The following is a 26,162-nucleotide window of genomic DNA, read 5'->3' as shown; positions in this document are numbered from 1 at the left end:
CATTTATCTCGCTGATACCCTCATGCCACTCTCCATTTCTCTTATACTTTGGAATCCATGGATCATAGAAGTCTGTAACTGCGCCTCTTTCCTTGAGAATATCGATAACATTTAACGCAGGACTCTCTCTGTAATCGTCGATGTTGTTCTTGTACGCAACTCCGAGCACGAGTACCTTGGATCCATTGAGCGCCTTCTTATGCTCATTTAGAACGGATGCCGCTCTATCCACTGTGTACTCAGGCATCTTGTCATTGATTATCATTGAATTTTCAATCATCGATGTATGGAAACCAAACTCTCTAGCCTTCCATGTGAGATAATATGGGTCCAGAGGAATACAGTGGCCACCGAGCCCTGGCCCTGGATAGAATGCTTGGAATCCGTAAGGCTTGGTCTTTGCAGCGTCGATTACCTCCCATAGAGAGATGCCCATCTTGTTGCACAGAATCGCAAGTTCGTTTACTAGCCCTATATTGATATTTCTGTATGTATTTTCCAGTATCTTCTCCATCTCAGCGATTGCCGGTGAAGATACCTCATATATCTCGCCTTCGAGAACCTCTCTATACATCGCAGAAATTACTTCTGTCGCATCCTTGCCTACAGCACCAACGACCTTTGGAGTGTTCTTAGTCTTGTAAATCACATTACCTGGGTCAACACGCTCTGGAGAGAATCCCAGATAGAAATCTTCTCCGCACTTTAAACCTGAACCCTCTTCGAGAATAGGAAGCAGAAGCTCTTCAGTAGTTCCTGGATAAGTAGTTGACTCGAGAACTACCATTGTGTCGCGAGATAGGTGCTTTGAAATAGCTTCTGTCGATGACTTGACATAACTGATATCCGGCTCCTGATGCTTATCAAGAGGAGTAGGTACGCAAATAGCGATAAAGTCCACATCCTTTACGAACGAAAAGTCGGATGTCGCCTTCATCATGCCGCTCTCAACAAGCTCCTTGAGATCCTCATTTACAACATCGCCGATGTAGTTATGACCTTCATTTACCATCTTAACTTTTTCTTCCTGTACATCAAAGCCGATGGTCTTGAAGCCAGCCTTAGCCTTTTCAACAGCGAGCGGAAGTCCTACATATCCTAGTCCTACAACACCCACAGTGATGTCACGCTTTGCGATTTTCTCGAGTAAACGTTCCTTCATATTCATATTATTCCCCTTTTCTGACCGAGTTATCTGTTGAACCATTCTACAATATTGCCAAATTCATCAAGCTTAGCTGCTGGAACTGCTGGAACTCCAACCACTAGAGTGTAGTCTGGAACATCCTTCGTTACGACAGCACCTGCTGCTACCATTGCACATTTACCAACCGTATGTCCGCATACAATCGTCGCATTAGCACCGATTGATGCGCCCTCTTTGACGAGCGTCTTGCCGTAGTTTTCTGAACCCTTTGGGTAGCGAGCTCTAGGAGTGAGATCGTTTGTAAATACGCACGACGGTCCACAGAACACTCCATCTTCGAGTGTAACGCCTTCGTAAACTGATACGTTGTTCTGAATCTTTACTCTGTCGCCAATCTGCACGTTATTTGCAACATTTACATTCTGTCCGAGCGAGCAATTTTCGCCTATTTTAGCTCCAGGCTGTATGTGGCAGAAGTGCCAAATCTTAGTTCCCTTTCCAATCTCTACGTTATCATCTACGTAGCTGCTCTCATGTACAAAGTAATCTGACATTTTATTCCCCCGAAATAATAGTTTTAACTAGCTTGTCTGCGGCATCCCCCGCACCGTAGTAGTTTTCTTTTTCCTTTGAAATAACGGTATTGTTAACTTTATCAAGTATGTCATCTTCATCGATATGAGCGAGTACATTGTGATTCCCGTTCAATGTCTCCACCCATTCCGTTTGTTCACGCAGCGTTACACAAGGTGTATCTAATATGTACGCTTCCTTCTGTAGCCCCCCGGAATCAGTCACAACCTTAACCGCATTCTTTGTAAAATACAGCATTTCGAGGTAACCGATAGGCTCTACACATACAGTGTTCTTTAAGTGCTCCTCCTCGTTAATCTGCTCAATCATCTTTCTAGTTCTAGGATGCGCAGGGAGAATCACTGGTGCATCGAATTTTTCGAATGCCCTCAGGATAGTGCGAACCTTCTCAGGAGTATCGGTATTCTCAGCTCTATGAACCGTAGATAGATACCACTTATCAAGCTCTCCACGCTCACCGAATATGTAGTGAAGTTCTTTGAAATACTGGCTTCGTTCCTTCTTATCTATTTCTTGAGAGTAATACAGAACGGCATCGCACATTACGTCTCCGATTCTGTGAACGCCCTTCGTTATTCCCTCGTTTTCCAGATTTTCAATTGAAGCATCTGTCGAGCAGAAGAGTAGGCTTGAAATGTGATCTGTGAGGATTCTATTCTGTTCTTCTGGCATAGCCATGTTAAAAGACCTAAGCCCAGCCTCTACGTGTATCACAGGCATATGAATCTTAGAAGCTGCAAGTGCTCCCGCGATAGTAGAGTTCGTATCGCCATATACCATCAGATAGTCAGGATTCTCCTTAATCAGAATATCCTCTATTCCTATTAGCATCTCTGCAGTCTGTCTTGCGTGTGAACCAGATCCAACGCCAAGGTTGTACTTTGGCTTTGGGATGTGGAGCTCCTCAAAGAAAAGCTCAGACATGTTCGCATCATAATGTTGACCTGTGTGAACGATTACCTCTTCGCACACCTGCTCTAGCTTGCGAGAAACTGCTGCAGCCTTTATAAATTGTGGTCTAGCGCCAATTACAGTCACTATCTTCATCGCGTCATACCTCTTCTAATTAAACACCTTTTCAAATTCGCTTGCAATATTTTCATACGTGTACTTATTCAGCACGGCCTCGCGTCCAAGCATTCCCATCCGGGTTCTCTCTTCCTCGCTCATAGCCTGAATCTTCCTGATTGCGTCCTTTATAGCGTCATTATCGCATGATTTAGTGATGATTCCACAACCCGATTCGCTCACAGGTGTGGATGGTGTCGTTATCGCCATTACAATTGGCTTAGCCGCCATCATGGAATCGAACATCTTGTTCATGCATATTCCGAATCTGTAAAGCGGAGACTCAATCGTACCTATAAATATCGCATCGAAATTGTCGATTACCGCAGGAATCGTCCCCTTCTCGACCGGCGGAAGAAATGTTACATTGGCAATATCGTTCTTCTTCGCATAGCTGATAAGCTCATCCTTGAGCTTGCCCTTACCGACCATGACGAGGTGAACATTTTCGTCACTAAGCTGCTTTGTAACATCTAGCAAGTTGTGTAGTCCATAAGAAAGCTCGTGGCTTCCAAAATATCCGATAACGAACTTACCATCAGCCTTCAATCTCTTGAATGCTTCCCTATGCTCCTCAGGGAGCTCCTTCGCTGCATCCCACTCATTTATCACAACTCCGTTGGGTATGTACCTGAAGTGATCAGGCTTCATGCCATGCTCAATCATGTAGTCCTTCGCATGCGGTAACAACGAAACCACGACATCTGATTTCTTGTATGCATGATTTTCCGCAAATTGCATAGCTATTACGAACGGATTTTTCTTGCTCATCCCACCAGCTTCATATAGTGTAAGTGGCCACATATCATGAACTTCATGGATATACTTTGCTCCAGCGAGTTTTGCAATGTGGTATGCCGGATAAGAATCGAGCGGATAAGTCGACGACGAGATCACAACATCGGGCTTGTAACGCTCTACGATTTTCTTTTTATTAGCACTTAGCGCCTTACAAAACTGGTACATGCTGAGCGCCCTAGCAACTCCGTTGCTATCATATTCACCAGTCTTAACCCACACATAGCGAATACCGTCAATCTCTTGCTCCGTAAAATCCTCGGCTATGTCTGGATTTGTCTTTCTTAGGTGGGAAAAGCTACCTGCAATGATCGTTACATCATGCCCTTTCTTGACGAGTTCTCTCGATATATAGTACGGTCTGAACTCCATTCCCATCTCAGGAGATCCTGCGTAGTGATTAATGAGAAGAACTCTCTTACCCTTCTTCTCCATCACTTCTACGAATTTATTTGCCAATCTGTCATACGTGTACTCATTCGAAACTAAATTGTGTCCACGCATTCCCATGTTCTTAAGTTCCTCAGCCGGCAGGCTCTTGAGTTCCTCAATCGCTTTGATATAGCTCTCTACATCTCCCGCCTTTGTAACAATACCCGCCTCTGCTTTCTCAACTAGAGTCTCTGGCGTAGTCACAGACATGAGCAGTGGCTTTCCGCCCATCATAGCGTCGAACATCTTATTCATGCATATTCCAAATCTATATAGCTTGGTATTTGCTGCAAAAATAGTAACTATATCGAAATAACTGATGAGATTAGGAATCGCACCCTTGTCGATTGCAGGAAGAAAAACAACGTTATCTATAGCTTGATCCTTAGCACACTGTATAAGCCTATCCTTATAGCTACCATCACCAACCAGCACAAAACATACATCCCTATCAGTGATTTTCTTTGCAACAGCGAGAAGCATATCTAGGTTATTGGATATGGAATGCCCACCAAAATATCCGACTATGAACTTGCCTTCGGCCTTCATCTTGTTAAGTATCTCGTTGTGCTCTTCAGGTATTGGCGCAGGGCTTTCCCACTCTTCCTTGATTACACCATTGGATATGCAGTTAAATTTCTCTTCAGCGAGGCCATGCTGAACCATGTAATCTTTAGAGTGATCAAGTAGCGAAACAACCTGGTCACAGTGACTGTATGCAAAGTCCTCCGCACGCTGCATAAGCTTCACAAACGGATTACTCTTCGACATTCCACCTAGCTCGTATAGTGTAGAAGGCCACATGTCGTGAACCTCGTGAATGTACGTTGCTCCGGAAAGCTTTGCAATCTTATCTGCCCCATATGTATCTAGCGGATAGGTCGATGATGCTATTACCGCGTCTGGCTGGTAATGCTCAGAGATGTATTCTGCATTTGAAAATAGTTTTCTACTGAACTCGAACATGCTGAATGCGCGCGCCAATCCATTGCGAGTGTATGAAGCCGTCTTAATCCATACATAGCGAATTCCGTCAATCATCCTCTCTTCGAAATTTTTCGAAATCTGAGGGTTTAACTTTCTTAGATGCGAATACCCACCAGCTATTATCGTGACTTCATGACCCTGCTTGATCCACTCTCGAGATAGATAATATGGCCTGAACTCCATTCCCATCTCCGGCGAACCGGCATAGTGGTTAATCAGTAATATCTTCAAACTATCCTCCAATACGCTCATTTAAGTAGCAGTGATTGTAATGTATATCCGTACAGCTTACTTTATAACGGCACCGACCGTCTTCAGCATAGTCTTGATTTCACCGAGAAAACTGAAATTTCTAAGTGCATCAAGATTGTATTTCATCTTTTCTGGCAAAACTTTACCTACGTACACCTCATCTGGATTTTTCGCACTTCCGATCAGTTCATTCTCATCTTTATATGTTATGCTAGCTTCCGATGTCACGCCTGCAGGAAGCAGAAGTGTCGCGAGCATCTCTTTCGAGTAGCATTCCACATATCTCGGAACCTCTGGTCTAGTGCCAACAAATGACATGTCGCCAGTGATAACATTTAGAAGCTGCGGAAGCTCATCAAGTCTGTACTTTCTAAGCTTATGACCTATTTTGGTAACCCGGGGATCATTTTCCTGCGTTACCTGTGCGCCAAGCTTCTCAGCATTTACAACCATCGTTCTGAACTTGAAAATTCTGAACTCCCTGCCGTTAGTCGTCACTCTTACCTGCCTGAAGAAAGCTGGTCCTGGATCATCTACCTTAATCAAGATGATCAAGATTAGGAGTATAGGTGATATTACGATGGTCATCAGCAATGAAACTACGAAATCAAATAATCTTTTTGCTATAAGCGAGCCTTTTCTTGAGCTTAGGATGTCGTAATATTCCTTTACTTCATCGCATCTCATATGCTCCGGTAAGTCATCCCACTTGCACAAAACCATCTACTTAATTAACCCTCTCTTCTTAAGGATATCAACAAAATTCTCAATAACATATTCGTTCTGCTCATCGGTCATCGTTGAGAATATCGGTAACGAAATTAGATTCTCATACTGACGGTAAGCATTTGGATAATCCGCAATATCAAATCCAAGGTTCTTGTATGCAGTCATCATCGGTAGTGGCTTATAGTGGACGTTACATGCAATCTCACGCTCCGCCATGTCCTGAATCACCGCATTTCTGTCATCTACAGAAGCGCCTGGAATCCTTACTAAGTATAGATGGCCTGTAGAAGTCATCCCCTCTGTATAATGGTGCATAACCTTAATTCCTAGCTTCTCAAGTGCAGCCTCATATCTCTCATTGAGCACCCTGCGTCTCGCAAGTAGCCCTTCATATCTTTCAAGCTGAGCAATTCCGATAGCCGCATTAATATTTGTCATATTGCATTTATACGCAGGATATACGACATCGTACTCCCATGCCCCCGCCTTGTTCTTGGATAGCGCATCCTTAGACTGTCCGTGTAGTGAATAAAGCTGTAGTTCATGATAAAGCTCATCATTATCTACCCCATCGATATTTCTCCATGCGAGCGCACCGCCTTCTGCAGTGGTAAGGTTCTTAACCGCATGGAAAGAAAACGACGTAAAATCAGCAATTGCTCCGGCCTTAACACCATTCTTCACAGACCCAAAGGCATGTGCTCCGTCAGAAATTACTGCTACTCTACCAATTGCAGCTTGGAGCTTATTCGCAGGCTTAAACAAGTCTTTCTTCGACTCAACGATTTCAAATATTCTGTCGTAATCGCATATCATTCCGCCGAGATCAACTGGAATAACGGCCTTAGTATTCTCATTGATAGCTTCAGCGACCTTATCGTAGTCCATCTCAAAGGTTTCAGGCGCAGAATCTATAATCACAAGCTTCGCCCCCTTGTGTACTACAGGGCTAGCAGATGCTGTATATGTGTATGCAGGCACGATAACCTCATCGCCTTCACCGATTCCCAGAATGTGAAGTGCTGCTTCTAGTGATGCGGTAGCTGATGAAAGGGCAACGGCTTTATCAACGCCGATATATTCTGCAATTCTTCTCTCGAATTCCTTAACCTCTGGACCAGTAGTAATCCATCCAGATTTTAGGACTTCTACAACTCTATTAATCTCTAATTCTGAAATATCCGGTGGTGAAAATGGTACTTTCATGTGTGATATGCCTCCTAGCATTTTTTACAATCATGTAATTATACACCTTAGTTTTTTGGTGTGTATGTTGGGACTATGTTTTTGATATACCGCTTGATATCATCAGGCTCGCCCTCTACATAGTCCTTAAGCTCGTTAAGCTCCTCGATGAATTTCTCTTCATCGATATTGATTGGATGTCCTATGTGGATCATCTTATTTGCTGTATCCTGAAGTCCCTCTTCATCCATTAAAAGTTCTTCGAATAGCTTTTCTCCAGGTCTTAATCCTACATACTTAATCTCGATATCGATTCCTGGCTTAAGTCCTGACAGCAGAATAAGGTTCCTTGCGAGGTCATCAATCTTGACAGGCTTTCCCATATCCAGCACAAAGATCTCTCCACCCTTTGCAAAGGCCCCTGCTTGGAGCACTAGCGAAACAGCTTCTGGAATCGTCATAAAGTATCTGATGATATCTGGATGTGTAACTGTAACTGGTCCACCTTCTGCGATTTGTCTTCTAAATAATGGAATAACGCTTCCATGACTTCCAAGTACATTTCCAAATCTAACTGCTACGAACTCAGTTTTAGATCTGTTGTTGTAAGTCTGAATGATCATCTCACACAGCCTCTTAGATGCTCCCATGATATTAGTTGGGTTTACTGCTTTATCTGTGGAGATGAGCACAAACTTCTTAACCTTCCACTTATCCGAAGCCTGAACGAGTTTCCATGTGCCTAATACATTGTTCTTAATCGCCTCATTAGGGCTGGCTTCCATAAGCGGTACATGCTTATGTGCGGCCGCATGGTATACAATTTCCGGTCTGTACATCTCAAAGATTTTGTCAATTCTCTTAGTATTTCTTACAGACGCTATAAGCACAACAAGATTGAGCTCAGGAAATTCTCTCTTAAGCTCATTCTGTATCTCATACGTTGTATTTTCATAGATGTCCAACATAACTAATTGCTTAGGATTGTGACTAGCAATCTGGCGGCAGAGCTCGCTTCCTATCGATCCACCTGCACCTGTGACCATAACGACTTTGTCAGACACATACTCCATGATTCCATCGATATCGACTTCGATAGGATCTCTGCCAAGCAAATCATTTACATCCACATGCTTCAACTGCGATACACTAACATCCCCGCGAATAATCTGGTATATTCCCGGAACGATCATCATCTCACAGCCCGTCTGCTTGCATATATCCAGAATTCTCTTTTTCTCTTCACCGGATGCGGACGGCATCGCAAGGAGAATCTGATTGATGGAATACCTCTGTGCAAGTGCCTCGATATCCTTCGTAGTGCCAGCGATACGAACTCCATTCATTCTCTTGCCAATCTTGGACTCGTCATCATCAACAAGACAGATTATCTTCTTTCTCAGGCTCGGATTTGCCTTTATCTCCTTTATAAGTCCTGCTCCTGCAGCACCTGCACCTATAATCATCGCCCTCTTTGCCTGTCCGCGACTATTTCCAAAGCCCTTAAGCTCTCTCGCTGCCCTAGCAATGAATCTGACGAAAAAAGTTATCGCAAATAAAAATCCACCGGAAAGCAAATAAAAGCTTCTCGGCATCCCGTAGTTCTGCTGTTCAAAGAAAGCAAATATAGTTGTGACCATTAGCGTATACAGGACTGTGGCTACGAGCACGTTAAGCATATCTCGTATGCCTACATACGACCAAAGGCTTGAGTACATGTGGCAAACTGCGAATATGACAATTCCTAGGACCATCACGATAAACTGATGACCCTTAAACATCTCCCAGTACGAGCCCATAGGCTCATCAAGCGAGAAATCAAATCTTATAAAGAGCGCTAGAAACGAGGCAACCTCGATCGCCACTAAATCGCATATTATAAGTAAGCATGTCTTAATCAGAGACGCTTTATCAAAATTCAGTTTGCTGTTAATATCCATAATCATGCCTGCTTTCTTTGAAGTCATCATGTATATTAGTCTTTAATTTTTCGCATACCACGCGAAATTTATCATAATATTATACCTATTATGAGCGAATTAGTCAAAACGCATGACCTATAAAAAGCTAGCAAATTGCGATAAACAACCCTTATTTTTAAATTATTTCACATTAATTCCACACTTGCTATCACTAAACAAGTTATCTATATGAATTTATCTGAACCGTATTCGTAAGTGTAGACTTTGCCTTTGCAAACGAACTTAAAGCCGGTAGCACGATTATCTACAGCCTTAACTGCTTGAAAATCCTTAAGTTCAGCTTCATTCACACCAAGCCTCTCTGCTATATCTTTGAGGATCGACGAGCGCGTATCTCTAACATACGATTCATCAAACTCCCGGAGTTCATCAAGAGTATCGAATTCAAAAATATAATCAGCATCATATTTTTTTAATTTCATCTTAAGCTCGTGTATGTGTTCGATATATATGTCTTCCCAGAGTTTATCGACAGTATCCGGAGCATCGTAGCTCTGCTCAAGAATTTCGGTGAAACGCTTGCTGAATTTTTCATCCCAAAACACATGCCCTAGCATATACCAAGCATCACTTCCTCCGATCAAAACGTCAATTACATATCCCTCATCATCAGTCTCCATGCACCACTCCTTGGTATATCCTTCAGAGTAGATTCCGCTGTAAAAAGCACCTTCCTCATAAGCATTAAAAGGATTTTCTGCAAAATAGTTATCTGCAGAACATATATAAGAGTTGCTGAGCACGTCCCTAACCACGTGAATACTCGAGTGGTTGTTGCGAATCGCATACTCGCTGTTGTGCACAAGCTTCACACCCAGTTTCTCTACAAGGTATGAGAACTGTTCACTTTTGTAACCAGTAACTACATATATATCTTTGACTCCAGCCTCTCTAAGCTGCCTTATCTGACGCTCGATAAGCACTTCTCCCTTAACTTCGATTAGAGCTTTATGTCTCTCGTATGAAAGAGGGGCGAATCTGCTAGATGCACCTGCAGCTAGTATAACCGCATTATCAGCCTTAATCATTTTCTGACTCCTCATGTCTAGCACTTCTCTCCGCTTCCTCTTCTTGTGTACTGCCTCTAGGTATACCGCCTCTTAAACCCTTCATGAATTCCCCCGCATCCTTTAGGAAGCTAATAGCGATTAGCGTAATCACCGCTGCGATAGGAAAGGCCGCAATTATGCTGACCGATTGAATATTGCTCATAGAGCTTTCAGAGAAGAGCAGTGCAATTGGTAGGACAATCAACAGCAAGCACCACATCAGCTGAATCATTCGGTTTGGAGCCTCTCCATCCTTGAGCCTCCTGTAGCTATAGCAGGAAGCGATGTAAGCGATGGAATCGAACGAAGTCGCATAGAATGCAACCATTGTTAGTATCAGTACAATCAGAACCATCGTCGAGCAAGGAAGTGTCCTCACGATATTAATAATGAGTCCATACATATCACCGTTCTCTGTGTACGATTTTATTAGAGGAATGCCGTCGACTAGTTCTTTGCCAAGCGAGTAATTCCCAAGAATTATAAAGCTTATAATCGTCGAGCCTGCTCCAAATCCATACCCTCCAACGATAGTCTGTCTTACGGTTCTGCCGCGTGAAATCGTGCCTATGAAGAATGGAGCTGCTACACACCAAACCATCCAGTATGCCCAGTAATAAATTGTGTAATTCTGCGGGAATAATGTCTTTCTCTCTGGATCCGTAAATGTAGATAACTCGATAAAGTGCTGAAGCATTCTGCCTATGGACTCTATACCAGTATCGATAATATATCCTGTCTTACCCCCGACGAATAGCACGTAAGCGAGTAGCCCAAAGAATAGGTAAATGCATATTTTTGCCAGGATGCTGATGCCCTTGAAACCATGCAAAAGCGAGTATGTGTAAATCGCACATGTTATCAGCAGAATTATTATTGAAAGCGTGATGCGGCTAAGCTCTACGTGGAATACGATTTTGATAATGCTAGCCATAAGCGGTGTTGCAACGCTGAATGTTGTAGCTGTTCCGGCAATCAGTGCAAATACCGCAAGTAGGTCTATAAGCCTGCCAAGGATTCCATCCGTGTGTCTGCCTAGCACAGGCCTGCAGGCCTCTGAGAATTTCTGCTTGTCTCTGTTTCTAACATGAAGCATGAAACCAAAGGAAACCGCTAGCACAAGGTAAAACGCCCATGGTATGAGGCTCCAGTGAAACAGCGGAAACACACCCGCCCACTCCTGAATTGTTCCAAGGCTTTTTACATGTGGATCTGTTGCATAGAGCACCCATTCGGCAAATGAATAAAATAGTATGTCTGCGGCAAGCCCGCATGTGAACATCATCGCACCCCAGGTGAAGAAACTGTATTTTGGCTTCTCGTCTTGCCCACCTAGGACGATATCTCCATATTTCGAAAATGCCATGTAAATAGAAATTGAGAGTATTAGAACTCCGATGATTAAATAGTATGACCCAAATCTATCTCCGAGGACATATCGAATGCTCGTCAGCACGGATTTAGATTTGTTTGGAAAAGCAAAGAAAAGTACACTCATACCACAAATTATCGCTAAGGGTACTAATGTGATCACCCAATCAATTTGCTTGCGCGTAGCTGAAACGCTTTTTTTATCATTCATATCGGAATTTTCCTTTCTTTGTACTGTAAAATTTACAGAGATTCTATCAATTCTGATGCGTATTTGTAGTATTCCTTGGCATATCTGTATTGTTTTAGGGAATATTCCCCAAATTCTACTCCAAGCTGTCTCTTATACTCACACCAATTTGACCATAGTAGCCCACAAATTGAGATATATGCATATATCTTCGCCCTATTCTCGTCATTGCATGCCCCGTCAAAGTAGATATTATTTAATTTGTCAATTCCATCCTTCGAATACATGCTGTATAAAGAAAACATCGCCAAATCTACGTGAGGATCCTGCATTCCAGCATATTCCCAGTCGATAATTCGAATGTCGTCCTCTCCGCCTCCATGATTACAGAACAAGAAGTTATCTGGAACCGCATCGATATGCGCTAGGCACCTATGAGGATTTAACGAATCGATAAATTGCTTGAGTTTATAGATCTTCTGTTTTGTCTTCGCATAATCTCTGTAAATCGATTTATTTTCACCCCAAAGCTTTTCATATAATTCGATTTCACCAAATATATCGAAGTCGTGTTCGACTTTTAAGTCCAAACAATGGAACTTCCTTAGAACTTTCATGCACTTTGCGACTTCTTCCCAATCATATGGGTCGCAATTTCGCGTATTTTCGAGGAATTTCGTCACTTTATACCCATTTTTTACATCGAAGTAGATGATGTCATCGCTAATCCCCTTATCTTTTATAGCTTCATATACCTGGTATTCGTGTTCCCTGTTGATCAGCCGTTCGGTGCCTTCTCCAGGGATTCTCATGATATACTTTTCGCCCTTACACCTGAACAAGAATGATCTATTTGTCATCCCTTTCTTAAGCACCTCTATGTTCGTAATTTCGCTCGTATCGACGTCGAATACTTTAGCTAGTATATCTATTGCGTCAGACTGCAGGCTCTCTGAACCCGAGTCAAAAGCGCATAACTGATCATACGTATTGATTCCCACAGCGAAATTTTCAGGTACTTTCTTGGCAAGCAGCATCATCTTGCGAGGTCTCGATTCTGTGTATAGCGCATCTTCCCAGTAGCAATCATCTTGATTGCTAAATTTCGCAATCCTTATTCTCACTTCATCTGCATCTCTATTGCTTATATATGCAACCCCCATCATCTTGAGCTTCTTATTCGTAGAATTCCCGATGTCTATGAGCTCTTTATTTCTGTTCAGCTTAACACTGCTATGCGCATTCTTACTCTCAGCTACCATATACCATGAGTATGGTTCGCACTCTGCAAATGGGTTCTCTCTAAACCAAATGTCTGATGGAATCACATACGTATTACCAAGCTGAGCACTTGCAAGCTTAAGCGAGTGGAGGTTTTCCTTGCTTGCGTAATCTCTGTTAGTAATCAGGTTTACACCATACTCGTCTATGAGATATTCGAAGCTCTCTTTCATGAATCCAACCACGACATCAATCTTGGTGATTCCGGCCTCATGCAGTTGCCTTATTAAACGTTCTATCAGAACTTCCCCATGAACCTTTAGCATGGCTTTCGGATAGACGGTATTAATCGGAACCATTCTCATGCCAAATCCAGCCGCTAATATAACCGCATTTTGCGGCTTAGTCCCTTTAAGCAGTTCCTTCGCTTCGTCTGTAAGTGCATTCTCATTGCTTATATACCCGAGCTCTCTGAGCTTAACAATCGCACCGTTCACACTTCCGAGCGACGCGCCGTTCATCTCAGATATTTCTCTCTGAGTCACACCCTCCTGACTATTCAAGGTCTTTAGAACATCTAGTTCAATAGTAGATAGTTTAGTATTCATATCGCATCCCACTACTTATCATGTATTAATTTGCTAACAACTTACTTTGTTCGATATATACAATATCACTATTTTCATGAACATGCAACGTTTACTTTTAATGAACACAATTCAAGATGGCGTCTACCTCTCTTCGTTTCTTCTGCACAAAAAATACTAGGCTGCACATAGTGCTTCTGCCTAGTATTTATGTTCGCTATAAGCTTGTCGTTACCCGACTCGCCGCATTGATGTTTTTGATATAAGCATTATCTTGGGCTAAAGATATTTCTGATATTCTTTGAATACCTGGTCCTAATTGCAACAACGCCGTTATTCGTATTTCCCTCAAGTGTTGTGAATGTACCATCTGCATTCCTAGAAATGAGGAAGCCAATGTGATCTCTATTTCCGCGTCCACTGTTATTTCCCTCTCCTGTCCAGCAGAAAACGATTACATCACCAGCTTTTGCATCCTTGAAGTCAACCCATTTGTAGTTTTTATGCATCCACTCCTCTGAGTAAGGCACATAAGCATTCTTCTTAAAGTTAACTCCGCATTGATACATTACATACGACACAAAGGTGTTGCACCAAGACCATGTACGATAAGCAGTGTTTCCATTATAGTACCAATCGTTGAATCTATTACCATTCTCTCCAAGGAACCTCTTGCCGTAATCGATAACGCTACTATTTGAACCCTCACTTATAACAGCGCCGGATGCATCCGCAAGGTACTTTTTCCCTTTAAAATAGAATGACTTCGTCATCATGACGCCATCCGCATTGAACACGTAAGTGCGTCCAGCTATCTGTTTAACCGTATCACTTACGAGAACATGGTCATTTTCAAAGTAGTACCAAGAACCACCAATCTGCTGCCAGCCTGTAAGTGCGGCACCAGATCCATTTAAATAGTACCAATTGCCATTGACCTTCTGCCAGCCTGTCTTCATCGAGCCGTCACTAGAACCACCGAGATAGTATAGACTGCCTGCTATAGTCTGCAAGCCCGTCTTCATGATGCCGTAACTATCGAAGTAGTACCAATATCCGCCGATTGAATTCCAGCCGGTCTTCGCAGAGCCATCTCCTGCACCATTTAAGCACATCCAGTCATTATCGACCTTCTGCCAACCTGTCTTCATCGAGCCATCGCCCGCCGAACCAAGGTAGTAATTCTTACCGCTTATAGACTGTCTACCAGAATACATATATCCAGTACTATCGAAACAGTACCAGGAACCACCTATCTGCTGCCAACCTGTTTTCATAGCTCCGTCATTGGCGCCACCAAAGTAGTAGTAAAGATCATATATCACCTGCCAGCCAGTTTTCATAGCTCCATCGCTGGAAGAGCCGAAGTAGTATACTGAAGATCCTACATCTACCATTCCATATGACATTACTCCATTAACCTGGAAGTAATACCATGAACCATCTATGTTCTGCCAGCCTGTCTTTACCGAACCATCGCCAGCAGAGCCCAAATAGTAATAATATCTACCAATCTTCTGCCAGCCAGTTTTCATAACCCCGTCGCTTGGTCCGAAGTAATACTTCTTACCACTAATGTAACAGAAGCCCTTCTGCATTACGCCAGAATTATTGTAGAATCTCCATCCACCAGCTTCTCGCTTCCAAGTTCCTGAAACAGATGGTGCATCTGCAATCCTGTTACTTGACGCAGAAGCTGCCGCCCTTGTCTCGCGATTATCGTCAAGTGCCTTTGCGCTTGTTCCACTATCGGTTGCTTGCGATGATGAATTACTCTGATTCGCTTGTGTTCCTGTTTCACTTTGTCTGGACTCAGCAGCTGTTCCATTCGCTATAGACTCACTGCTAGACGTTACTTCAGTTGAGGCATTTCCTACAATGCAAAAACTAAAAACGAGCATTGACATACATAAGAAAGATAATGCTTTATGACACCAATGTTTATTCGAGTCAGCTAAATTCTTAGCTCTTCTTGACATTTATCGCCCTCCTTTACATAAATTGAATAAACACCGTAAATTCTCTATACTATATAATATTTTTCTTACCAAATCAAGCTGTGCGCTACTTCACCCATTATGTTCTACATATTCGCAAATCACAAAAGCAGGACTTTTGCCCTGCTCTTAAGTTTAAAATTTTTATGTTGTTATCTCTCAAGTGCACTCGGAGAATCGTCTCTGACGAAGGCATCACCTATACTTCTTTCCCTCTTCAGTCAGCACATAGCGAGTAGCTCTTCCTGCGCCCTGCGCCTCAAGGTATCCACCATCTACGATTCGGCCGAGCAGTTTGCTTGACTGCGAAGGAGTGAGCTTGCAAAGGTCTATCACGTCCTTGCGCCTTATCACGTCAAACGCCCTCGCATATTGTAATATGAGCTGCATGCTTCGGCTGTAATTCTTCCCCCGCGGCTTTGCCGGCCTTAGACCGTCTATCTCAAAGCTGCTGAGCCATGGCTTCTCTTCGTATCTAATGCCTATTTTACCAATCTTAACAGCGCTTCGCTTCGGATAATAAACCTTGCCGAGTTCACTTTCTTCCACACGGTATCCCCGCTCGATGTAATAATTTGCATCCTTACCCTTGTCAGCAAAACCTACTGACATCTCCATCTTAGGAGGAGCACATCAGCTTGTAAATTTAATCACGTCGATGACAATGTCCGAGAACCCCATATTATTGATATATTTTACGGCATTTTCGTTTAAATAAATCATTTCGATTCCTTTTCTCTCGTTTCTTGTATTTCTCGTATTATTTCTCTTGCTTCTCTCATTACTTTTATCTTTCTGATTCTTAATTGCGAAAAGCAAAGACATATAAGACATATAAGATATCAAATCTGCTATTTAATTATAGATATTATAGAAATATCTCCTTATTAATTCAATATTCGAGGCAAGCATACCAATTATTCTTTGATTAATCAGAGTAGCAATGGCATTTCTTTTATCTCCGTTTATGGTCTTGATGCTATCCCATTAATAAAGCACAAAAGCAGGACCTTCGTCCTGCTCCTGCATATACCTTATATTATGTCGGTTTAGTATATGTTATGTTATGTCGGTTTCCCCAAGTGTACATTTGTGGGTTGATCCTTATACACTTGTAAGGTATGTCGATATGCTTGATTTACTTATGTAGTCAAGATGTTCAGTTTACTTGATTGCTTCAAAAGCCACATCTAGCGCTGCCTTCAGATCCTCTACATCCTCAATTCCGATGGATAATCTGATTGTTGAAGGGGTAATACCCTGTGCGTATAGCTCTTCCTCGCTCAGCTGCGAATGAGTTGTGCTCGCTGGGTGAATTACAAGCGACTTTACGTCAGCTACATTTGCAAGGTCTGAGAAGATAGGCAGATTGTCGATGAACTTCTTCGCATCATCTCTGCCTCCCTTTAGGTCGAATGTGAAAATCGAACCTGCGCCCTTTGGGAAGTACTTCTTATAAATCTCATGTGATGGCTCACTAGGCAGCGATGGATGGTTAACTCTCTCAACCTGCGGATGCTTGTCGAGGTACTCTACTATCTCAAGAGCATTGCTTACATGGCGCTCAACTCTGAGCGACAGCGTCTCTATACCCTGAAGGAGGAGGAAGGCGTCAAAGGCTGAAAGTGATGCCCCACCGTCTCTAAGCAGTATAGCTCTGCAGTATACCGCAAATGCAGCAGGACCAACAGCTTCATAGAAGTTTAGTCCGTGATACGATGGATTTGGCTCAGCAATCCATGGGTATTTACCAGATGCACTCCAGTCGAATTTTCCACCATCTACGATTAATCCACCGATTGTTGAACCGTGACCACCGAAAAACTTTGTCGCTGAGTGGATAACCACATCTGCGCCGTGCTCAAATGGCTTGATCAAGTATGGTGGTGTAAATGTTGAGTCAACGATTAGCGGAAGTCCATGTCTATGTGCGATTTCTGCGATGCGCTCAATATCTGTAACGTTTGAGTTTGGATTTCCAACGATTTCGATGTAAAGAGCCTTAGTGTTGTCCTGAATAGCTGCTTCCCAGCCCTCATAATCATCTGACTCAACGAATGTTGTCGTAACTCCCGAAACTAGCGGAAGGGTATTTGCAAACAAGTTGTATGAACCGCCATAAAGTGTTCTCACCGCCACGATGTGCTCGCCGTGCTGCGCTACTGCCTGAATTGCATATACGATTGCAGCTGTTCCAGAAGCAACCGCTAGCGCTGCCGATCCACCCTCAAGTGCTGCAACTCTTGCTTCGAGTACATCGTTAGTAGGATTTCCAAGTCTTGAATATATGGAACCAGCTTCCCTTAGAGCAAATCTTGCCTCTGCTGAATCCGCACTGTCGAATGCGTATGAAGCCGACTGGTAGATAGGCACGCATCTAGCGCCAGTCGCTGGATCTGCATGCTCCTGTCCTGCCTGTACCTGCTTAGTGTTAAATCCCCAATTCTTTGAATCTCTAATATCGCTCATCTGTATATCCCCTTTCTGTGTTTCATTTTAATTTTATGTTATCTGCGGCCTCCCTGTAAGCCGCATCTGTTTTGCTATGGTTGAATTATATGATATAGATATGCATCCGTCTAATTCAAAAAAATAAGAGGGAGCTATAGTTCTATTCTATAGCTCCCTCTTATGATTATATTATATATTCTCGCCTTACTTTATATTGAGCTTAGCTCAGATATGCTTTCATCTCTTTTATATATAGCTCCGCCATCTTGCTCAGGATGGAATTCTTCTTCATTATATATCCGATTTGCATAGCTCCTTCAGTATCCACGCGTTCATCTTTAATTGGCACCATGTTGCAGTCGTCGCCGTTAAGCTCCTCACAGATGATGCCAGAGCACACTGTGTAACCGAATAATCCCTGCATCAGATTAAGCATAGTCGCTCTATCGTTTACCTTGATCATATGGTGATGATTGATATCTGCGAAAAGCTCCTCCGCAAAGTAAAGTGTCGAATTATCTCCTTGATCAAAAGTCATATTCGGATAATCCGCAAGGTCATCGAAGCTAACACTCTCGCGATTTGCCAGCGGATGATTTTTCCAAACGTAAGCATATGCGTTGCAGTCAATTAGCGGCACGAACTCAAGGTCGTTCTGTCTGAGCACCTTGGAGATAGCCTGGCGATTGAAATCACTCAGGTAGATTATACCAAGTTCGCTTTTTAGAGACACGACATCATCGATTACCTCTTGTGTCTTGGTCTCCCGGATAGCAAAATCATACTCATTCATGTCGAATTTCTTTACCATCTCTACAAAAGCCTTTATCGCAAACGAGTAGTGCTGTGTCGAAACTCCGAACTTCGTTTTAAGTCCGCCTTCATCCGAATACTTGCCCATCAGCGATTCATACTGGCTATACAGATGTCTTGCATTTTGAAGAAACTCTGCCCCATCGTTGGTAACCGTGACACCTCTTCCAGTTCTGCGGAAAATGGTCACGCCAAGCTCAGACTCAACCTCTCGCAAAGAACTGGTAAGCGATGGCTGGGTCATGTAGAGCTTCTCCGCCGCTTTATTGAGCGACCCCTCGTCAGCTATTGTAATAATATAAAGTAGTTGGTTTAACGTCATGTACCGAGCCTCTTTCGATGAATCTTAAGCCTTGTTGATGAACTTAGCCGAAGAAACGCTTAATCTCTATCTCTGCATTCTCTAGGGAATCAGATCCATGAATCAAGTTCTCGCTAGTGCTGTGTGCGAAATCGCCGCGAATAGTCCCAGCTGTAGCTTCTTCGAACTTAGTAGCGCCCATGATGATTCTCATTCCCTGAACTGCATTCTCGCCTTCAACAATCATGCCAAGAACTGGACCAGATGTCATAAATGATACGATTTCTGGGAAGAAAGGCTTATCAGCGAGGTGCGCATAGTGCTCATTTAGGATTGTCTCATCGAGATTCATCATCTTCGCATCGACAATCTTGTAGCCCTTTCTCTCAATTCTAGATATGACCTCTCCCATGAGTCCTCTCTTAACGCAGTCAGGCTTAAGCATAATGTATGTCTTTTCAATACCCATAGTTCTTCTCCTTTTAAATACTTTATTTGAATTCTCTCAAATACTCTTCTATAGGTTATACCATATCCATATGGTCATTTCACGTAGTTTCCCGACTTCCCGTTCACATTTTATCATGGATTTTGTACTTATTGATATATACGATACACCAACACAATAGCAAACCATTACAGAACCGTCATAATCGAATGTTAGTATAATGGTGCAAAAGGAATTAAGTGCATAAAACATTTTCTTTTGATTGTTCTTTCTTAATTAAATAATTTCGTAGTAGAAATGAACCGCTGACGCCAAGCAGCGGTTCATTTTGTTTTTGATTTAATTTCTCTCAATCCATTTCATGCTGTTGACATGGTTGCTATCTACATGTAAAGTCTTTGATGATAATAAAAGGAGAAAGACAATGAAAGACACTAATTCCAGCTTTTCTAGCTACATATTTAGTAAGCAGTTCCTGAGAAATGCACTAACTGTCATATTCGGGAACCTCATTTACGCCATCGGTGTGGCATTCTTCATACTCCCGACAGGTCTCATCACCGGCGGAACTACGGGTATTGCAATTATAATGAATCACCATTTTGGCATAACCATTTCTCTGTTCGTCGGAATGTTCAACGCAGTCATGTTTGTCATAGGTTTTGGGCTGCTCGGCAAAGAGTTCGCACTCACCACGATGATAAGCACATTCGCATTCCCGACTATCCTCGGATTTTTGCAGAAGCTCGTTGGCAGCTTCGTACTCACCAACGATATGTTCCTTTCGGCGCTATTCGGAGGACTTTGCATCGGTACATCACTTGCGATCATTATCAGGATTGGTGCTAGCACTGGCGGTATGGATATTCCACCACTCGTACTCAATAAATATTTCAAGGTGCCTGTTTCCGTCAGCCTATACGTATTTGACTTTATAATCTTGATTGGACAGATGATGTTCTCTCCAAAGCGCACCAGCTTGTACGGAATCGTGCTCGTACTCGTGTACACGATTACTTTGGATAGACTCCTCGCTATCGGAGCAGCTAAGACTAAACTTGAAATCGTAACTAAGGCTTCTGAAGAGATTACCAATGCTATTCTTCACGACATCGACCGAAGCGCAACCCTGCTTCATGGCAAGACTGGTTATCTCGGTAGAGAGACTGATATCGTGATGACTATTATATCCTCGAGAGAGCTATATAAGGTTGAGAAACTCGTTCATGACCTCGACCCAGATGCATTTATCATACTTAGCAAGGTTGGTAGTGTTCACGGCAGGGGCTTCAGCCGTGAGAAGAGGTATCTAGAGCAGAAATAGATAAATTTGAGTTTACAGCATATGAAAAGCGGCTAAGGTCTTTTAACACCTTAGCCGCTTTCCGTTTGGTTAGAACTATTGTCGGATTTCTTTTATTTTTTGTGCTTACTAGGGTTTTTGTTCTCCTTTGAAGCCTTAACTTCACCACTCTTGAAGATTAATCTACTCTCACCAGTCATACTGCCTTCCTTGCCACCTACAAACACTTCGCGCTTTGAAGCTGCTATTGTCGCTTCTAGTCTGCTGGTAATTTTTCCTATATCTGCTTTACTGAGAGTACTTATAAATTTCTGGATACCTTGCTCATTAAGCTGAGTCATTCCTGATGCTAGCTGTGTTGCTCCCGAATCGAGCTTATTTGAGCCCGCATCTAGCTTTGTGATTCCGTTATTCAGTTGCTCTAGACCAGATACTAGTTTACTGCTTCCTGCTGCTGCAGCATCTACACCTGCGGTGTACTGCTTAACACCAGCGATAAACATCTCTAGCGAATCCAGCTGCTCCTTGAGCGACTTCAGCTTTGCAGGAACATCTTTGCCCACAGCAATTGCTGATAGCTTTTTTACATTGTCACTTGCACCTTGGCTAGCAATCTCGTACTCTTTAGCTGATGTTAGCAGCTTAGTTGCATTAGTCTGCTGTGCCTGAAGCGTCGCTAGGTTTGTACTGCCTCCCGTCAGTCCCATCTCTACAGATGTTAGCATTACTGCTTGCTGACCAGCTACTGAAGCGAGCTGTTCATCTGTGTACCCGGCAGCTTTCAGAGCTGTTACCGCAGTGCTCTTATATTGACTTATGTATCCTGCTGCCTTCTGCGCTTCCTTAGCAGTTATCCCTGCCTGCTGTATATATTGCGCAACCTCTGCTGCAGTAGCTTCGGATTTTCCATCCGCCATCATCTTGTTATACGCTAGGGAAATGATGTTGTTCTGTGTGCTTGCATCAGATACACCTGCTGCAGATAAAGCTGCTCTCATCTTCCCCTCTGCCTTTGCCATAGCTCCATCGGAGATTCCTGCAAGCACCTTCGCATACGTCGAAGGAGACAGAACTATTGTATCGTCACCTAACTGATCTTGTAGCTGAGTTGTGGCATTTGCAAAGATCTGTTTCTCAACCTGCGCAGCACCATTTCTAAGCGATGCGCTATTGGCAGTTAGCTGCTGCAAGCCACTGTTTAGTGAAGTCGCTCCACTTAGCACTTCGCTACTTCCAGACTTAAGACTCTTAGTGCCACTAGCTAATTCATCTGCACCTGCCTTAAGCTCCTTGCTTCCCTGCTCTAGCTTGTCAGATGCCTGTCCTAGCTTCTTAAGCGAATTTTCGAGCTTTGCGGCCTTTCCCTTCACACTTCCTAGATTTCCGTCAAAATCATTTGCTATTCCAGACATCGCTGCCGTATATGTTCCATCTATTTCGAATTTCTCAGTGTATGCATTTATAACGACACTATTCGGAATATCTAATTTAGAACGACTTATTCCAAGATTCTCATTCATCTCTGGAAAAGCAATTCCCATAACAACGGTCTTGTTGCCGTCATCTATCGCTTTGCCGTTAGAAACTGTTATATCACTGAAGTTATCATCATTGAGCACAAGCCCGCTTGCAACTGTATATGGATGCTTAATCAGCTTTCCATTCACAATATCTGTCTGGTTTATGGTGTAGTCAAATCTAATCGTCACGTTACCAGCCTTTCCGGCGATATCCTTTGCAGACATCTTCTTGCCATTCAGATAGTAAGTGATCTTGACATTGAACGGTAAGCCCGTGGTTGGAGTGCCCTTATATTTAATTGACTTTCCCTTAGCATTCCACACGATATTATTGCCATTCTTCGAAAACTTCTCATGGCCTGAGGTATTCTCGATATTCTTCAAGGTCGAGTAGTCGCTGATAGTGTCGTGCTTACTATTATTTGCAAGCTGTTCAGTAACTATAGATTCGAGCACATTGCCGTCTGCATCCATCGAAGTATAGGTTGTCTCGTTCTTATCCTTTTGGGAAATATTTCCCCTGCCAAGGCTAGGATATGATGCCTCCACGGCTTTCTCGGTACTGGTTGACTTAGTCACATCTACAGGTCTCTTGTTAGCTGCTCCTACAGTAACAGGATTTATCATATACATCGTTCCGACTGTCACGCAAAGAGCAAGTGTGGCTACTCCTCTCTTAATATTCCTGTTATTTTTTATCCTTTTCATCTCAATGCCTCCTATATTGCGCTACTTTTAGCGTTTGCACCCTTGTTCCGCTTGTGTTCGTATACATCCCTTAGTCCGCCTGTGGTATGACAAATCAAGTTGTCGAATGCCATCAGGAACGAAGGCAGTATAAGGATTACAGTTAGCATACTTATGATCGCTCCACGTGCCATCATCGTGCATAGGGTGCTAATGATGCCTATATTTGAGTATATTGCCACTCCGATTGTCGCTGTGAAGAATCCGAGTGCACTTACTATAATCGATGGTATCGAAGCTGCTGCAGCTGTGCTGACCGCATCGCGCTTGTCAAGCCCTAGCATTCTCTCAGTCTTATATCTTGTCGACATCAATATCGCATAATCAACCGTCGACCCAAGCTGAATAGTACTGATGCAGACTGGAACTATGAACGGAAGTTCAAGTCCTGTGAAGCCCGAAATCCCCATATTGACGTATATTGCGAACTCTATCGCTATTACGAGTATGAACGGCAGCGACACAGATTTTAGCACGACTAGGATTATCAAAAATACAAGCCCTATCGATATCCAATTTACAACTTTAAAGTCCTTATCTGTAAGTTTTATTAAATCCTTCGTTGCCGGTGCTTCTCCGATTACGGTCGCTGACTTGTCGTATTTATGCACAATCGCTTTGACTTTATCTATTTGTCTATTACAAGCGTTTGTCGATACCTTATACTTCGAATTTATTACTATCATCTGATGTTTATCTGACATCAGGCCACTTTTAATTGAAGACGGAATCATGCTCCTCGGAATTGAAGTCCCTACGACCGAATCAATCCCTAGCACGCTTTCAACGCCATCAACCTTCTTGATCTCATCACTCATCTCCCTGCCTTTTAATGTAGAAAGCTTCGAGTCAGCCATCACAATATAAGAAGTATTTATCCCAAAATCCTCACTTAGCTTGTTATTAGCCGTCAAGAACTGCATCTTCTCCGCAGGCAAACTGTTTTGTCCACTAGATAGCATCTTGGTGAAGTCATACACGATATTCTGATGATTGTATCCGTAGATTGCTGGTCCAATCAGCACGCAGAATATCGCGATATAGATTCCATATCTACCAGTTAGTCCGTGTGCCATCTTCGTCATATCTGGGATTAATGATCTGTGCCTTGTCTTCTGTACGAGCTTATTGAACCTTAGTAAAAGTACAGGCAGTATAGTTACACTTGCTATTACTCCAAATACAACGCCTTTTGCCATAACAATTCCGAGATCTCGTCCCATCGTGTACGTCATGAAACAAAGTGCTAGGAATCCTGCAATTGTTGTAGCTGAACTACCAGTTACAGAAACGAGTGTAGCATCGATGGCCTCTGCCATAGCGTCATCTTCCTTGAGACCTGAATCGAGTTTCTCCATATAGCTATGCCACAGGAATATGGAGTAGTCCATGGTTACACCAAGCTGCAGAACTGCAGCTATTGCCTTGGTTATATAAGAAATCTCACCGAGGAATATATTAGAGCCCATGTTATATAAAATAGCCATGCCAATGCTCACCATGAATAATACCGGTGCTATATATGAGTCGAGGAGTAGCATCATTGCGAGTAGCGATAGCAAAACAGCTACTGTAACATACTTGACCTCTTCCTGTTCGCAAATATTCTTTAGATCTTCTACCAGAGGTGATAAGCCAGATATATATGCGTGCTTATCACTGACTTTTCTCATCTGTTCAACAGCCTTGAGCGTCTTATCGTCGGATGTTGAGTTGCTGAAGAATACGACCATCATGCTCGCATCTTTATTTGATAAATTCTGCGCCACCTTGTCTGGCAGCATAGACTTCGGAACTGTTGGATCTAATACATCCTCGAGATTTAAAACCTCTTCGACTCCATCGATTCTGCTGTAGTCTGCTTTTAACTGAGTGACATCATCACTCTTCATGTTTTCAAGCACTACTATCGAGAATCCGCCTTTGCCAAATTCCTTCATTAAAACATTCTGACCTTTCATCGTATCCATAGTAGATGGAAGGTATGTAAGCATGTCGTAGTTTATCCTCGTCACCTTATACCCTATAAGTGATGGTATGAGCAGTAGCAAAGATACAATGAAAATTATGTGTCTGTGCTTTACGACTTTAGCCCCTAGATTCATCGGTTTTCCCTCCTTGCGTATTTGACGGAAATCAATATATCATCTTTCTGACCAATAGTCAACTTTTAATTTAATTAAAAGTTAGTTGAAGTTTTTAGACTCAATAAAATAGTTATTTATCAAGGTTTATAAGTGTTATACGAGTTGAATTACTGAATAATTAATATATTGACTGCAAGTCATTTATTGCTGTATCATTGTAAAAATCTACACTGCATGTTATATATAATTTAGTGAATAAAATTTTGGAGGAGCATCTATGACTAAAAGAGTGCTTAATAAAGAGAAAAAACGCACCGATATTCTTGACGCGGCATATGAACTATTTACGACACTTGGATTTGCAAGGACGACTATACTAGGTATCGCACTAAAGGCAGGCGTCGGAAAAGGCACGTTCTATCTATATTTTGATAGCAAAGAAGATGTTAGAGATGTGTTAATCGCTAGAAAGTCATCTGAACTGCTCCTAAGTGCAGTTGAATCATTAGAAAGGCACATAGAGGAAACCGGAGATGTAATGAATCTCGCTGACAAGGTACTATATGCTACTGATTGCTTGATAACCAAACTCTCAAAGGATATTGCGCTGCTACAGTTTATATCGAAGCACCTGAGCTGGGGGCTACTGAGCGGATCGAAGAGCATTAAACATGAGGATGATGAAGTACTCGACTTCAAGACTTTTTTTATGAATATTATCGAAAAAGAGCAGATTCCAATTGATAATCCTGAACTCATGATATTTACGATTGTTGAGCTAATTAATTCAACATGCCACAATGTTATTCTCATGGGCGAACCTGTAACTTACAGTGACTACAAGCCTTATTTATTTAGAACCATAAGGCTGATAATTGAGGATGCGATTAATGGTTAGTTAGA

19 protein-coding genes are annotated in these 26,162 nt (G+C 42.6%); 2 read left to right on the top strand and 17 right to left on the bottom strand.

The annotated features are described in order from the left end of the window. The 15 genes from Q7O90_RS05990 to ndk form a co-directional block, all read right to left on the bottom strand. Positions 1 to 1,162 (bottom strand): nucleotide sugar dehydrogenase (locus Q7O90_RS05990; RefSeq protein ID WP_304128596.1); only part of this gene is annotated, 1,162 nt, incomplete at its 3' end. Between the two features lie 29 nt (positions 1,163 to 1,191). Further along, positions 1,192 to 1,701, bottom strand: a complete 510-nt coding sequence (locus Q7O90_RS05985) for an acyltransferase (protein ID WP_304128595.1) — start codon at positions 1,699 to 1,701, stop codon at positions 1,192 to 1,194. 1 nt (position 1,702) lies between these two features. Next, positions 1,703 to 2,788: a non-hydrolyzing UDP-N-acetylglucosamine 2-epimerase gene (gene wecB, locus Q7O90_RS05980; protein WP_304128594.1), complete on the bottom strand. Its 1,086-nt coding sequence runs from the start codon at positions 2,786 to 2,788 to the stop codon at positions 1,703 to 1,705. Positions 2,789 to 2,803: 15 nt separating this feature from the next. After that, positions 2,804 to 5,257 (bottom strand): glycosyltransferase family 4 protein, encoded by a 2,454-nt coding sequence (locus Q7O90_RS05975; RefSeq protein ID WP_304128593.1) that lies wholly within the window; start codon positions 5,255 to 5,257, stop codon positions 2,804 to 2,806. Positions 5,258 to 5,314: 57 nt separating this feature from the next. Beyond that, on the bottom strand, positions 5,315 to 6,001 hold the full coding sequence (locus Q7O90_RS05970) for a sugar transferase (RefSeq protein WP_304128591.1): 687 nt from the start codon (positions 5,999 to 6,001) through the stop codon (positions 5,315 to 5,317). Continuing rightward, positions 6,002 to 7,213 carry a DegT/DnrJ/EryC1/StrS family aminotransferase gene (locus tag Q7O90_RS05965; RefSeq protein WP_304128590.1) on the bottom strand — a complete coding sequence of 404 codons (1,212 nt, stop codon included), beginning with the start codon at positions 7,211 to 7,213 and terminating at the stop codon, positions 6,002 to 6,004. Between the two features lie 47 nt (positions 7,214 to 7,260). Continuing rightward, positions 7,261 to 9,132, bottom strand: a complete 1,872-nt coding sequence (locus tag Q7O90_RS05960; protein WP_304128588.1) for a polysaccharide biosynthesis protein — start codon at positions 9,130 to 9,132, stop codon at positions 7,261 to 7,263. Between the two features lie 206 nt (positions 9,133 to 9,338). Then, positions 9,339 to 10,202 (bottom strand): NTP transferase domain-containing protein, encoded by an 864-nt coding sequence (locus tag Q7O90_RS05955; protein ID WP_304128586.1) that lies wholly within the window; start codon positions 10,200 to 10,202, stop codon positions 9,339 to 9,341. Next, positions 10,195 to 11,805 carry a BCCT family transporter gene (locus Q7O90_RS05950; protein WP_304128584.1) on the bottom strand — a complete coding sequence of 537 codons (1,611 nt, stop codon included), beginning with the start codon at positions 11,803 to 11,805 and terminating at the stop codon, positions 10,195 to 10,197. The genes Q7O90_RS05955 and Q7O90_RS05950 overlap by 8 nt, the downstream gene beginning before the upstream one ends. Positions 11,806 to 11,837: 32 nt before the next feature. Then, positions 11,838 to 13,613 (bottom strand): phosphotransferase, encoded by a 1,776-nt coding sequence (locus Q7O90_RS05945; RefSeq protein WP_304128583.1) that lies wholly within the window; start codon positions 13,611 to 13,613, stop codon positions 11,838 to 11,840. A 248-nt stretch (positions 13,614 to 13,861) separates the two neighbouring features. Beyond that, a complete protein-coding gene (locus tag Q7O90_RS05940; protein WP_304128582.1) occupies positions 13,862 to 15,571 on the bottom strand; it encodes a CHAP domain-containing protein in 1,710 nt (569 codons plus the stop codon). 213 nt (positions 15,572 to 15,784) lie between these two features. Then, positions 15,785 to 16,201 carry a hypothetical protein gene (locus Q7O90_RS05935; RefSeq protein WP_304128580.1) on the bottom strand — a complete coding sequence of 139 codons (417 nt, stop codon included), beginning with the start codon at positions 16,199 to 16,201 and terminating at the stop codon, positions 15,785 to 15,787. A gap of 552 nt (positions 16,202 to 16,753) precedes the next feature. Beyond that, complete coding sequence (locus tag Q7O90_RS05930) at positions 16,754 to 18,058, bottom strand: O-acetylhomoserine aminocarboxypropyltransferase/cysteine synthase family protein (RefSeq protein WP_304128578.1); 1,305 nt, start codon at positions 18,056 to 18,058, stop codon at positions 16,754 to 16,756. 202 nt (positions 18,059 to 18,260) lie between these two features. Continuing rightward, the gene (locus Q7O90_RS05925) at positions 18,261 to 19,175 is read right to left on the bottom strand and encodes a LysR family transcriptional regulator (protein WP_304128576.1); all 915 of its coding nucleotides are present in this window, start codon (positions 19,173 to 19,175) and stop codon (positions 18,261 to 18,263) included. Positions 19,176 to 19,218: 43 nt separating this feature from the next. Next, entirely contained in the window at positions 19,219 to 19,623 is a 405-nt protein-coding gene (ndk, locus tag Q7O90_RS05920) for a nucleoside-diphosphate kinase (RefSeq protein ID WP_330667062.1), read from the bottom strand. A gap of 403 nt (positions 19,624 to 20,026) precedes the next feature. Here ndk and Q7O90_RS05915 point away from each other — a divergent pair, with 403 nt between their 5' ends. Then, positions 20,027 to 20,926 carry a YitT family protein gene (locus Q7O90_RS05915; RefSeq protein WP_304128574.1) on the top strand — a complete coding sequence of 300 codons (900 nt, stop codon included), beginning with the start codon at positions 20,027 to 20,029 and terminating at the stop codon, positions 20,924 to 20,926. Between the two features lie 92 nt (positions 20,927 to 21,018). On the opposite strand, the gene Q7O90_RS05910 is transcribed toward Q7O90_RS05915, so the two are convergent. Both Q7O90_RS05910 and Q7O90_RS05905 read right to left on the bottom strand, forming a co-directional pair. Further along, entirely contained in the window at positions 21,019 to 23,133 is a 2,115-nt protein-coding gene (locus Q7O90_RS05910; RefSeq protein WP_304128572.1) for a hypothetical protein, read from the bottom strand. Between the two features lie 11 nt (positions 23,134 to 23,144). Further along, positions 23,145 to 25,277 (bottom strand): efflux RND transporter permease subunit, encoded by a 2,133-nt coding sequence (locus Q7O90_RS05905; RefSeq protein ID WP_304128571.1) that lies wholly within the window; start codon positions 25,275 to 25,277, stop codon positions 23,145 to 23,147. Positions 25,278 to 25,536: 259 nt separating this feature from the next. On the opposite strand from Q7O90_RS05905, the gene Q7O90_RS05900 reads away from it, so the two are divergent. Continuing rightward, on the top strand, positions 25,537 to 26,157 hold the full coding sequence (locus Q7O90_RS05900) for a TetR/AcrR family transcriptional regulator (RefSeq protein WP_304128569.1): 621 nt from the start codon (positions 25,537 to 25,539) through the stop codon (positions 26,155 to 26,157). Positions 26,158 to 26,162 lie beyond the last annotated feature (5 nt).

Source organism: Mogibacterium diversum, from assembly GCF_938028775.1.
GTDB classification, from domain to species: domain Bacteria; phylum Bacillota; class Clostridia; order Peptostreptococcales; family Anaerovoracaceae; genus Mogibacterium; species Mogibacterium diversum_A.
Note: the sequence above shows the minus strand (reverse complement) of the source record. Positions and strands in the feature narration are given on the sequence as shown.

What these genes read in the sequence shown, in the direction of transcription:
- Q7O90_RS05960 (WP_304128588.1), bottom strand. Translation starts at nt 9,132, where the DNA reads ATGGATATTAACAGCAAACTGAATTTTGATAAAGCGTCTCTGATTAAG.
- Q7O90_RS05950 (WP_304128584.1), bottom strand. Translation starts at nt 11,805, where the DNA reads ATGAATGATAAAAAAAGCGTTTCAGCTACGCGCAAGCAAATTGATTGG.
- ndk (WP_330667062.1), bottom strand. Translation starts at nt 19,623, where the DNA reads ATGGGTATTGAAAAGACATACATTATGCTTAAGCCTGACTGCGTTAAG.
- Q7O90_RS05955 (WP_304128586.1), bottom strand. Translation starts at nt 10,202, where the DNA reads ATGATTAAGGCTGATAATGCGGTTATACTAGCTGCAGGTGCATCTAGC.
- Q7O90_RS05935 (WP_304128580.1), bottom strand. Translation starts at nt 16,201, where the DNA reads ATGTCAGTAGGTTTTGCTGACAAGGGTAAGGATGCAAATTATTACATC.
- Q7O90_RS05930 (WP_304128578.1), bottom strand. Translation starts at nt 18,058, where the DNA reads ATGAGCGATATTAGAGATTCAAAGAATTGGGGATTTAACACTAAGCAG.
- Q7O90_RS05945 (WP_304128583.1), bottom strand. Translation starts at nt 13,613, where the DNA reads ATGAATACTAAACTATCTACTATTGAACTAGATGTTCTAAAGACCTTG.
- Q7O90_RS05985 (WP_304128595.1), bottom strand. Translation starts at nt 1,701, where the DNA reads ATGTCAGATTACTTTGTACATGAGAGCAGCTACGTAGATGATAACGTA.
- Q7O90_RS05940 (WP_304128582.1), bottom strand. Translation starts at nt 15,571, where the DNA reads ATGTCAAGAAGAGCTAAGAATTTAGCTGACTCGAATAAACATTGGTGT.
- Q7O90_RS05965 (WP_304128590.1), bottom strand. Translation starts at nt 7,213, where the DNA reads ATGAAAGTACCATTTTCACCACCGGATATTTCAGAATTAGAGATTAAT.
- wecB (WP_304128594.1), bottom strand. Translation starts at nt 2,788, where the DNA reads ATGAAGATAGTGACTGTAATTGGCGCTAGACCACAATTTATAAAGGCT.
- Q7O90_RS05910 (WP_304128572.1), bottom strand. Translation starts at nt 23,133, where the DNA reads ATGAAAAGGATAAAAAATAACAGGAATATTAAGAGAGGAGTAGCCACA.
- Q7O90_RS05900 (WP_304128569.1), top strand. Translation starts at nt 25,537, where the DNA reads ATGACTAAAAGAGTGCTTAATAAAGAGAAAAAACGCACCGATATTCTT.
- Q7O90_RS05970 (WP_304128591.1), bottom strand. Translation starts at nt 6,001, where the DNA reads ATGGTTTTGTGCAAGTGGGATGACTTACCGGAGCATATGAGATGCGAT.
- Q7O90_RS05925 (WP_304128576.1), bottom strand. Translation starts at nt 19,175, where the DNA reads ATGACGTTAAACCAACTACTTTATATTATTACAATAGCTGACGAGGGG.
- Q7O90_RS05915 (WP_304128574.1), top strand. Translation starts at nt 20,027, where the DNA reads ATGAAAGACACTAATTCCAGCTTTTCTAGCTACATATTTAGTAAGCAG.
- Q7O90_RS05905 (WP_304128571.1), bottom strand. Translation starts at nt 25,277, where the DNA reads ATGAATCTAGGGGCTAAAGTCGTAAAGCACAGACACATAATTTTCATT.